General features: G+C 73.0%; 7 protein-coding genes. All 7 read right to left on the bottom strand.

Features of this window, described 5'->3' with window-relative positions; translation table 11 throughout:
• On the bottom strand, nt 1-164 hold a 164-nt coding region (locus ACGFRG_RS18100), incomplete at its 3' end, for a flavodoxin-dependent (E)-4-hydroxy-3-methylbut-2-enyl-diphosphate synthase (protein WP_351004190.1).
• A 267-nt stretch (nt 165-431) separates the two neighbouring features.
• Nucleotides 432-1,730 carry a site-2 protease family protein gene (locus tag ACGFRG_RS18095; protein WP_361420132.1) on the bottom strand — a complete coding sequence of 433 codons (1,299 nt, stop codon included), beginning with the start codon at nt 1,728-1,730 and terminating at the stop codon, nt 432-434.
• The gene (gene dxr / locus ACGFRG_RS18090) at nt 1,727-2,977 is read right to left on the bottom strand and encodes a 1-deoxy-D-xylulose-5-phosphate reductoisomerase (protein WP_393264896.1); all 1,251 of its coding nucleotides are present in this window, start codon (nt 2,975-2,977) and stop codon (nt 1,727-1,729) included. The genes ACGFRG_RS18095 and dxr overlap by 4 nt, the downstream gene beginning before the upstream one ends.
• A 129-nt stretch (nt 2,978-3,106) precedes the next feature.
• Complete coding sequence (locus tag ACGFRG_RS18085; protein WP_393264893.1) at nt 3,107-5,032, bottom strand: acyl-CoA dehydrogenase family protein; 1,926 nt, start codon at nt 5,030-5,032, stop codon at nt 3,107-3,109.
• A 160-nt stretch (nt 5,033-5,192) separates the two neighbouring features.
• Nucleotides 5,193-6,638 (bottom strand): aldehyde dehydrogenase family protein, encoded by a 1,446-nt coding sequence (locus ACGFRG_RS18080; protein WP_393264891.1) that lies wholly within the window; start codon nt 6,636-6,638, stop codon nt 5,193-5,195.
• A gap of 586 nt (nt 6,639-7,224) precedes the next feature.
• The gene (locus ACGFRG_RS18075; RefSeq protein ID WP_361420144.1) at nt 7,225-8,769 is read right to left on the bottom strand and encodes a PucR family transcriptional regulator ligand-binding domain-containing protein; all 1,545 of its coding nucleotides are present in this window, start codon (nt 8,767-8,769) and stop codon (nt 7,225-7,227) included.
• A 129-nt stretch (nt 8,770-8,898) separates the two neighbouring features.
• Complete coding sequence (locus tag ACGFRG_RS18070) at nt 8,899-11,277, bottom strand: ATP/GTP-binding protein (RefSeq protein WP_393264888.1); 2,379 nt, start codon at nt 11,275-11,277, stop codon at nt 8,899-8,901.
• Nucleotide 11,278 lies beyond the last annotated feature (1 nt).

Raw genomic sequence — 11,278 nt, 5'->3', positions numbered from 1 at the left:
TGCAACGTCGCGCCGATGTCCGACGTACGCGTCGTCGTCATCGACTGCACCGAGACAGGGGCATCCCCGCCGACCGCCACCGACCCGACCTGGATCTGGCGGCTCTTGCGACGCTCGGCCAGCTTGGTCGGTACGGACGGCATTCCCAGTGAAATCGCAGTCATCTGCTGTGCAACCCCAAGGTGTGGATCAAGGCCCGAGATCGGCGGGCTCCAGCCTCCGAGGTTACGGCACCCCGGGGCACCCAAGCACACCGTGCCCCAACAGTTCACCGAAAGGGGCGGGGCGCGCGCACTCCGTCGCCGCGAACCCGCACGGGTGTCCGGCCGGGGGTCCGGGGGTTGCCCCCGGGAAGACACAGCACGCAAAGGGGCGGGCCGGGCACTCCATGCACCCGGCCCGCCCCCTACACGCGTACGAGACGTACGTCCCTACGAGATCTTGACCGGATTCACCACGTCCGCGACCAGCACGAGCAGGGTGAAGCAGATGAAGATTCCGGCGACCACATAGGCGACCGGCATCAGCTTCGCCACGTCGAACGGGCCCGGGTCGGGGCGCTTGAAGACGCGCGCGACCGTGCGGCGCAGCGACTCCCACACGGCGCCCGCGATGTGCCCGCCGTCCAGCGGCAGCAGCGGCAGCATGTTGAAGAGGAACAGGGACAGGTTGAAGCCCGCGACCAGGAACAGCATCATCGCGATCTGGTTCTCCGGCGGGATGTTCAGGGTGAACACCTCGCCGCCGACCCGGGCCGCGCCGACGACGCCCATCGGGGAGTCGGCCTTGCGCTCCTGGCCGTTGAAGGCCGCGTTCCACAGGTCCGGGACCTTGGACGGGATCGCGACCAGGGACTTCACACCGGAGCGCATCATGTCGCCCATGCGGTCCACGGACTGGCCGAAGGACTGCTGGACGATGCCGGTGGCGGGGCTGAAGCCGAGGAAGCCGGCCGAGGTGGTGCCGGTGGTGTAGTTGCCGGAGCCGTCGATCTTCGCCACGTCGTTCTTGATCAGGCTGGCGTGCAGATCGACCGGCTTGCCGGCCCGCTCGACCGTGATGGTGGCCGGGCCGATGGTGTCGCGGATGTGCTTCTGCAGGGCCGACCAGTCGCCGACCTTCTCGCCGTTGAACGCGACGATCTTGTCACCGGCCTTGAGCCCGGCCTGCTTGGCGGGGGCGACCGGGTCCGACGCCTTGCAGGTGTCGCGCTGCTCCTTCTGCGAGATCACACAGTCGGAGACCTTGCCGACCTGGGTGGTCTGGGTGTTGACGCCGAACGTCATCATCACGCCGAAGAAGATCGCCACGGCCAGGATCAGGTTCATGAACGGCCCGGCGAACATCACGATCACGCGCTTCCACGGCTTGCGCGTGTAGAAGAGGCGCGACTCGTCGCCCGGCTGGAGCTCCTCGAAGGCCGCCGAGCGGGCGTCCTCGATCATGCCGCGCCAGGGCGAGGTGGACCGCGCGGTGATCCGGCCGTCCTCGCCGGGCGGGAACATGCCGATCATGCGGATGTAGCCGCCGAGCGGGACCGCCTTGATGCCGTACTCGGTGTCGCCCTTCTTCCGCGACCAGATGGTCGGGCCGAAGCCGACCATGTACTGCGGCACCCGGATGCCGAACATCTTGGCCGTGGAGAGGTGGCCCAGCTCGTGCCACGCGATCGAGATGAGCAGGCCGACCACGAAGACGACTATGCCGAGGACCGTCATCAAAATCGTCATGCGCGCGCCTTTGCTGTCGCCTTCACCGCGAGTTCACGGGCCCGGGCCCGTGCCCAGGTCTCCGCTTCCAGGACGTCCGAGACCGTGAGGGAAGTTCCCTCGGCGGGGGTGCCGTGCTCGGCCACGACCTCCGTGACCGTATCCATGATGCCGTTGAAAGGCAGCCGTCCCGCCAGGAAAGCGTCCACGCACTCCTCGTTCGCGGCATTGAACACCGCCGGAGCCGTCCCGCCCAGCTCTCCGACGTGCCGGGCGAGTCCGACCGACGGGAACGCGTCGGTGTCGAGCGGGAAGAACTCCCAGCTCGACGCCTTGGTCCAGTCGAAGGCGGGGGCGGCGTCCGGCACCCGCTGGGGCCAGCCGACGCCGATGGCGATCGGGCCGCGCATGTCGGGCGGGGTGGCCTGGGCGAGCGTGGAGCCGTCGGTGAACTCGACCATGGAGTGCACGTACGACTGCGGGTGGACGACGACCTCGATGCGGTCGAAGGGGATGTCGTAGAGCAGATGCGCCTCGATGACCTCCAGGCCCTTGTTGACCAGGGTCGCCGAGTTGATGGTGATCACCGGGCCCATCGCCCAGGTGGGGTGCGCCAGAGCGTCCTGCGGCGTCACATCCGCCAGCTCCGCGCGCGTACGGCCGCGGAAGGGGCCGCCGGAGGCCGTGACCACCAGCTTGCGTACGTCGGCGCGGGTGCCGGCGGCGAGCGCCTGGAAGAGGGCGGCGTGCTCGGAGTCGACCGGGATGATCTGGCCGGGCTTCGCGAGCGCCTTGACCAGCGGGCCGCCGACGATCAGCGACTCCTTGTTGGCCAGCGCCAGCGTGCGGCCCGCCTCAAGCGCGGCCAGCGTCGGCGCGAGGCCGATCGAGCCGGTGATGCCGTTGAGGACGGTGTGGCACTCGGAGGCGGCGAGCGCGGTGGCGGCGTCCGGCCCGGCGATGATCTCGGGCAGCGGCTCACCGCCGTACTGCTCGGTCAGCGCCTCGCGCAGCGCGGGCACCGCGTCCGGCCGCGCGACGGCGACCGTACGCACCCGGAGCCTGCGCGCCTGCTCGGCGAGGAGCGCGACCCGGCCGCCGGACGCGGCGAGCGCGGTGACGCGGAACCGGTCGGGGTTGCGCAGCACCAGGTCGATGGCCTGGGTGCCGATGGACCCGGTGGCGCCGAGGACGACGATGTCCCGGCGGCCTTCGGCGGGGTCGAAGGCGATGTGCGGGTCGGCGAGGGGGGCTGGGCTGTCGCTCATGCTCCCATTGTTGCCGCATCGGCTGTGCGTCGGGACAGCACTCCCCCGCGACTCCCCCGCCCGGCGGTCGAAGCGGCCGCCGGGGCGCCGGGCGCTGCGGCGCTCCGGCGCCCCAAATGGCGTACGGACTCAGCGAATTGGGCGGTGGACGTTGTCCCTGATGGCGGGTCCGGGGGTGGCGTCGGCGATCCACGGGCCGTCGCCGGACGGGTCGACGACGCCCTCTTCCAGCCAGGTGTACGAGCCGGCGAGCACCCCGTCGACGACCTTGCGGTCCAGGTCGTCGGTGTTGGCCCACAGCCGGTTGAACAGCTCGTCGACGCGGATGCGGGCCTGCCGGCAGAAGACGTCGGCCAGCTGGTGCGCCTCCTTGCCATGTGCTCCGGCCGTACGCAGCATCTCGGCCCGTACGCACGCCGCGCTCATCGCGAACAGCTCGGCGCCGATGTCGACGATCCGGCCCAGGAACCCCTGCTTGGTCTCCATCCGGCCCTGCCAGCGCGACATCGCGTAGAAGGTGGAGCGCGCCAGCTTGCGGGCGGACCGCTCGACGTACCGGATGTGCGGGGCCAGATCACCGAACTCGCTGTAGGAATGGGGCAGTTGGCCCGGTCCCGAGAGCAGTTTGGGCAGCCAGCGGGCGTAGAAGGCGGCGGCGCCCGCGCCCGCCTTGGCCTTGTCCGGCAGCTTCTTGTCCGGATCGATCAGATCGCCCGCCACGGACAGATGCGCGTCGACGGCCTCGCGCGCGATCAGCAGATGCATGATCTCGGTCGAGCCCTCGAAGATCCGGTTGATCCGCAGATCGCGCAGGATCTGCTCGGCCGGTACGGCACGCTCGCCCCGGGCCGCCAGCGACTCGGCGGTCTCGAAGCCCCGGCCACCGCGGATCTGGACCAGCTCGTCGGCCATCAGCCAGGCCATCTCGGAGCCGTAGAGCTTGGCGAGCGCCGCCTCGATACGGATGTCGTTGCGGTCCTCGTCGGCCATCTGCGAGGACAGGTCGAGCACCGCCTCCAGGGCGAACGTGGTCGCCGCGATGAACGAGATCTTCGCGCCCACGGCCTCGTGGTGCGCGATGGGCTTGCCCCACTGCTCGCGCGCCGCCGACCACTCGCGGGCGATCTTCAGACACCACTTCCCGGCGCCCGCGCACATCGCGGGCAGCGAGAGGCGCCCGGTGTTCAACGTGGTCAGGGCGATCTTCAGCCCGGCGCCCTCGGGGCCGATGCGGTTGGCGGCCGGGACCCTGACCTGGTGGAAGCGGGTCACGCCGTTCTCCAGGCCGCGCAGGCCCATGAAGGCGTTGCGGTTCTCGACAGTGACACCGGGCGAGTCCGCCTCGACGACGAAGGCCGTGATGCCGCCCTTGTGCCCCTCGGACTTCGGCACCCGCGCCATCACCACCAGGAGGTCGGCGACGACGCCGTTGGTGGTCCAGAGCTTCACCCCGTCCAGGACGTATGAGTCCTCGCCGTCCGGGACCGCCGAGGTGGCGAGCCGGGCCGGGTCGGAGCCGACGTCCGGCTCGGTGAGCAGGAAGGCCGAGATGTCGGTACGGGCGCAGCGCGGCAGGAACTGGTCCCGCTGCTCCTGCGTCCCGAAGAGTTTGAGCGGCTGGGGTACGCCGATCGACTGATGCGCCGAGAGCAGCGCGCCGATCGCGGGGTTCGCCGAGCCCGCCAGGGCCAGCGCCTTGTTGTAGTACACCTGGGTGAGACCGAGGCCGCCGTACTTGGTGTCGATCTTCATCCCGAGCGCGCCGAGCTCCTTGAGGCCGTTGATCACCTCGTCGGGGATCCGCGCCTCGCGCTCGATCAGGGCGCCGTCGATCTTCGTCTCGCAGAAGTCCCGCAGCTTGGCGAGGAACGCCTCGCCCCGCTCCACGTCGTCCGTGGCGGGCAGCGGATGGGGGTGGATGAGGTCGAGCCGGAAGCGGCCGAGGAAGAGTTCCTTCGCGAAGCTCGGCTTGCGCCAGTCCTGCTCGCGCGCGGCCTCGGCGACCTGGCGCGCTTCGCGCTCGGAAACCTTGGGTGTGCCGTGTGGTGCGGTCATGAGGGGTACTCCTCGCCGCGACGTCTTCGGGCGCGCACGCACCCGTTACCGGACAGTGCTACTCGACCGTATGTACCCGATTCCGCGCCGCCCGACCACCCCCGGGACACGAAAACGGCCGGAGTCCGACAGCGGGCTCCGGCCGTTTCGCTCGTACGTCCTAGAGGGCGAGACCCGTCAGGACCAGCACACGCTCGTACGTGTAGTCGTCCATCGCGTAGCGGACGCCCTCGCGGCCGACGCCGGAGGCCTTGGCGCCGCCGTACGGCATCTGGTCCGCGCGGTAGGAGGGGACGTCGCCGACGATGACGCCGCCGACCTCCAGGGCGCGGTGGGCGCGGAAGGCGGTCTGCACGTTGTGCGTGAAGACGCCCGCCTGGAGGCCGTACTTGGAGGAGTTGACGGCCGCGAACGCCTCGGCCTCGCCGTACACCTTCTGCACGGTGAGGACCGGTCCGAAGACCTCCTCGCAGGCGAGGGTGGTGTCGGCCGGGACCTCGGCGAGCACGGTCGGGGCGTAGGCGGCGCCGTCGCGCTTGCCGCCGGCGAGCAGCTTCGCGCCGGCCGTGACGGCCTCCTCGACCCAGGACTCCACGCGCTTGGCGGCGTCCTCGCTGACCAGCGGGCCGACGTCGGTGGCGGAGTCGGACGGGTCACCGGTGACCTGCGCCTCGACGGCCGCGACGATCTTCGGCAGCAGCCGCTCGTAGACGGCGGCGTCCGCGATCACGCGCTGCACGGAGATGCAGGACTGGCCGCCCTGGTAGTTGGAGAAGGTGGCGATACGGGTCGCCGCCCAGTCCAGGTCCTCCTCGGAGGCGAAGTCGGCGAGGACGACGGCCGCGCCGTTGCCGCCGAGCTCCAGGGTGCAGTGCTTGCGCGGCACCGAGTCCATGATCGCGTAGCCGACCTTGTCGGAACCCGTGAACGAGATGACGGGCAGACGCTCGTCCTGGACGAGGGCGGGCATGCGGTCGTTGGCGACCGGCAGGATGCTCCAGGAACCGGCGGGCAGCTCGGTCTCGGCCAGCAGCTCGCCGATGATCAGACCGGAGAGCGGGGTGGCCGGGGCCGGCTTGAGGATGATCGGCGCGCCGACGGCGATGGCCGGGGCGACCTTGTGGGCGCACAGGTTCAGCGGGAAGTTGAACGGCGCGATGCCGAGGACGACGCCCTTGGGGAAGCGGCGGGTGAGGGCGAGGCGGCCCTGGCCGCCCGCGTCGGTGTCGAGGCGCTGGGCCTCGCCGCCGTTGAAGCGCCGCGCCTCTTCGGCGGCGAACCGGAAGACGGAGACGGCACGGCCGACCTCGCCGCGGGCCCACTTGATGGGCTTGCCGTTCTCGGCGGAGATGAGCTGCGCGATCTCCTCGGTGCGCTCGGCGAGCCGCTTCGATACGTGGTCGAGGGCGGCGGCGCGGACGTGCGCCGGGGTCGCGGCGAACTCGTCGACCACGGCGTGGGCGGCGGCGACGGCCTCCTCGACCTGGTCCTCGGTCGGCACGCTCACCTTGCCGACGAGTCGGCCGTCCCACGGGGAGGTGACGTCGAAGCTGTCCGCACCGGTGGCCTGGCGGCCGGCGAGCCAGAAGGCGTGGGTGGAAGTCATGACGAATCCCGGCCCTTCCGAGGTTGGGGGTCTGCTTGTTTTCTCCCACCGTAGGCCGGGGGCGGCGAGTCGGGGCTTGTCCGGGGTGGAGTGGTGGGCGGCGAATGTACACCGCTTTGGAGGACCCCCACCCCGCCCCTTCCCCCCTGTGACATGTGCGGCTCCGCCGCGTGGCCTCCGGGGGTGGGTGGGGGTGAAGGTGGTTCTCCCGGGGGCTCCGCCCCCGGACCCCTTCGCGGGGGCTGCGCCCCCTGCACCCCGCTTGGGGCTCCGCCCCGGAACCCGTTTTCGTCTGCGGAGCGTGCTGGGTTGCTCGCGCAGTTCCCCGCGCCCCCAAAAGGGGCGCAGCCACAGAGTGGGGTGCGGTGGCCGGGGGGGCGCACCCGCCAAGGGGGTCCGGGGCGCAGCCGCCGAAGGGGTGCAGGGGCGCAGCCCCGCTGGGGGGTGGCAGGGGCGCAGCCCCGCTGGGGGGTGGCAGGGGCGCAGCCCCGCTGGGGGCCGGGGGCGGAGCCCCCGGGAACAACCCTCCCCCCTCCACCCCCACCCACCCCCGGAGGGTTTAGGGGAAGGGGCGGGGTGGGGAGAGCTACGCCTCCGGCGGCGTCGTCGCCTTCAGGGCCAGCCACAGCTCCATGCGGACGTCCGGGTCGTCCAGGGAGCGGCCCAGGATTTCCTCCACCCGGCGCATCCGGTACCGCAGGGTGTGCCGGTGGACGCCCAGGTCCGCCGCCGCCGCGTCCCACTGGCCGTGCCGCGACAGCCACGCCCGCAGCGACGCCACGAGATCACCCCGGCCCGTCGCGTCGTGCTCGTACAGCGCCCGCAGCATCCCGTCCGCGAACGCCCGTACCGCGTCGTCCGCGAGCAGCGGCACCAGCGAACCGGCCACCAGCTCCTCGTGCTCCACCAGGCGCCGGCCCCGCCGCCGGGCGACCGAGAGCGCCTGTTCGGCCTGTTTGTACGCGGACGCCGCGGCGATCGGCCCGGCCGGCGCGGACAGGCCGATCACGACCTCCGCGCCCTCCTCCGGCTCGAACCCCGCGCACGCGCCCACCGCGTCGCCGCCGTCCGCCACCAGGACCACCAGGCGCTCGCCCTCGGGCACGGCCAGCACCCCCTCGCCGGAGCGCGACGCCGCCGACTCCATCGCGTCGGCGAGCACCGCCAGGTCGGCCGACTCCCCCTCGGCCTCCGCGATGACCAGCCGGAACGGGGCGTCGAGCAGGCCGCCGTAGAGGTCACCGGCGACCGCCCGGGCATGGTCCTGCTGCCCGGAGAGCAGCATCCGCAGCACCGCCGCGCCCAACCGCTGCTCGGCCTGCTGCAGGGCCCGGGAGCGCTCGGTGGTGAGCGTCAGCAGCGCCACCGCCGAGTGCACCGCGTACCGCTCGGCCGTGCCCAGCGGCGCGCCCGTACCGACCGCGAGCGCCCCCCGCGCCCGCCGCCCGGTCCCCAGCGACTGGAGCTCGACGCGGTCGTCGGAGCGGTCGTCCGAGCCGCCGACCACGGCGCTGGCGGGCGCGGGCCGGTCGCGCAGCCGGGCCACGTCGGCGGTGAGCCGGGCCGCCCGCCGCCCCGCCCACTCGGGCTGCACCGCGACCACCGCGCCCGAGGTGTCGTACAGCGCCGCCCACCCGTCCACATGCGCCGCGAGCCGCGCGAGGAGTTCGGCGGGGCCTTCGGCGAGCGCCGCGCGCGTCAGCTCGCGCTGGGCCTCGAAGCCCGCCGTCACCGCCCGGTACTGGTCGGCCGCGATCGCCGCCGAGACCGCCTTGGAGATCGCCAGGAACGGGGTCCGGCGCGGCACTTCGAGCAGCGGGAAGTCCTGCGCCCGCGCGGCGTCGAGCAGCGCGTCCGGCACCGTGTCGTAGGTGACGCCGACACCGAAGCCGAGCCCGACGACCCCCGCTCCGGCGAGCCTGCGCACATAGCGCCGCATCGTCTCCGGATCCTCGGCGTCCAGCTTCATCGCCGTGATGAGCAGCAGCTCGCCGCCCTCCATGTACGGGACGGGGTCGGCCAGTTCACTGACGTGCGCCCAGCGCACCGGCGTGTCGAGCCGGTCCTCGCCCGCGCGCACGGTGAGTTTCAGCGCCGAGTGCTGGACGAGGGAGGCGAGGGTGGGCGGCATGGGGCCTTCGACGACCTTCGGGGGGAGGCAGGGGAAATACGCCGTCCCGTATGAACGGCGCACCCCGATTCTGCCAGGACGGCGGGGTCACGGCCCCCGCCCGAGCCCCCGGAAACGGGTACGTACGCTTCAGCCCCGCAGATCCACGAGCAGCGGCGGCGCGTGCTCCCCCCGTACGTCGCTCAGCGACAGGACCGCGTGCCCGGCGGGCACCTGGTGGGCCAGCTGCGACGCCGACCAGCGCTCCCGCTCCACCTTGCGCACGGTGACCGCGTCCCGGGTCACCGGCTTCCCGGTGGCCAGCTTGCGCAGCGCGTGCATCGCGCGCGTGAGCGGCTGATCCGCGAAGACGGCGTGCCGGGCGACCTCGGTGGTCTCGATCCACTCGGTGCCCCACAGCTGGGAGAGCAGCTGCCCGTCCCAGGTGGTGACGCCCCGGAACGCCATATGGCAGCCGACCGCCGCGAGCAGCGAGGTGTGCAGCCGCTCGGGCACGTCCGCGAGCGCCCGCAGGCTGAGCAGCACCCCGGCGTTGGCCTGCCGCAGCCGCTGCACCGCCCGTACGGAACCGGCGGTCACCGCGTGCGTGGCGTCGTCCATGACCAGGCAGGCGAAGAGCGAGCGGTCCCGGCGGGCGGCCGCGCTCGTCGTGAACTGCGCGAGCAGCAGCCGGTTCAGCAGCCGCGCGGCCTCCGGGTGCGCCCGCTCGGGCAGATCGACCCTCACCCGTACGGGGTGCTCCAGAGCGCGCAGCGAGAACGGCCGGGTGTGGCCGGTGGTGTCGAAGAAGGCGGCGAACGCGGGCCGGTCCAGGCACGCGAGGCGGTCGGCGAGGACCAGGCCCGGCTCGCCCGGGATGTCGGCCTGTCGTGCGCGCGCCTCCAGCTCGCGGTGGAGCGCGGGGTGCGCCGCGCGGTCCAGATCGGCGCGCAGCGCCGCGAACGTGTCGCCCGAGCCGTCCAGGAGCTCGCGCAGCTGCGCCACCGTGGGGAACCGGCCGTACGCGGCCCGGTACGGCCCGAGCAGCTGGGCCAGCGCGGTCGCCGCCCGCCGCACGTCGGCGTCCGGCAGATCCCCGGCGCAGGCCTCGGCGAGCAGCGCGGCGGCCTCGTCCGGGTCGTCGGTGCCGCCGTAGAGGTCGAGGTCGTACTCGGACTGCGGGTCGCCCGGCCGCACGATCACGTCGTACGCCTCGTCGGCGCCCAGCGGGGTGCCCGCCGCGCCGACCGCGACCACGGCGGCCTGTCCGGCGAGCGCCTGGAGGGCCAGGGATTCGACGACGGGCCGCACCAGATGGCGGGTCTTGCCCGCGCCGGAGGGGCCGAGGGCGAGCAGCGAGGTGCCGAGCGCCGCCGGGTCGAGGGCCGCGCCCGCGCCCCGGCGGGCGGGCGGGTTGTTCTCCAGCTCCGCGAACCGGCCGAGCCGCACCTGTGCGGTGAGCAGGTCGTGGGTGGCGGTCCGGGCGGGCAGGTCGCGTTCCCCGGACGGGTGCAGGCACGCGCGCGCCCCGTCGCGCAGCACCGCGTCCGTGAACGCGGCCAGCCGGCCCGGGTCGGCCACGACGGACGTCCAGGCGCGCCGGATACGGGCGCAGTCCACGTCGTTCATCCGGCCGCTGTCGGCGTCGGCGGCCAGCCGGTCGGCGGCCGCCGACTGCCCGGCCGCGCGCAGCTGCGGCCAGTCGGCGGGGCTCTCGGCGGGTGCGGCGGTCGCGGCAGAACCGCTGCGGACCGGGGCACGGCCGGTGCGTTCGCGCCACAGCCCCAGCCAGTCGCCCGCCCGCCCGCAGAACCAGAACACGGCCACCGCTACCACTACGTGGTAGACGGTCGTCGTCGTGTCGATGGCGTCCTTGGTGGCCACCGGGTCGTCGCTGAAGATCCACGAGTGCGGCACCACGCCGATGGCCAGCGAGTAGAAGGGCAGATAGTCGTCCGCCCAGATCAGGAACCATACGAGGGCCCCGGCGACCAGCGCGGTGCGCACCGCGCGCGCGGGCTGCGGGTGCTCCACCGCGTACCGGCGGAAGATCTCGCGCCAGTTGCCCAGATGCCCGAACCCGTAGATCACCGCACCGGCGACCAGGCTGTTGTACGCGGCGAGGGCGGTCAGGGCCGCCGGGGGCCGCCGGTGCAGACCCACCCACCAGTCCGTCGGCGTGAACAGCTCAAGGGGGACCCGGCTGCGCGGCACGTACCCGTTGCGCCACAGCGACCACACCAGGACCGCCGCGAGCAGCGCGACCAGGGCGCCGCTGATCAGCGCCCGGTCCGGCACCCGGTGCGCGTCGTCCTGGGCCCGGGGCCGGTGCCCGTACCGCCACAGCCCCGGCTCGGCGGCCGCACGCGGGGTGCGCAGCCATTCCACCAGCGACGGGCGTACGGCGGGCGGCCGGGCGGGCTGCGGCGGAAACGCGGGCGGCAGCGCCGGAACGGGCGGCGGCGCGGCCGGACGCGGCACCGGCCGCGCCTCGATGCCGCGTGCGTCGTGCGTACCTTCGGTGTCCATC

It is taken from the genome of Streptomyces sp. NPDC048696, from assembly GCF_043198895.1.
GTDB lineage: Bacteria > Actinomycetota > Actinomycetes > Streptomycetales > Streptomycetaceae > Streptomyces.
Note: the sequence above shows the minus strand (reverse complement) of the source record. Positions and strands in the feature narration are given on the sequence as shown.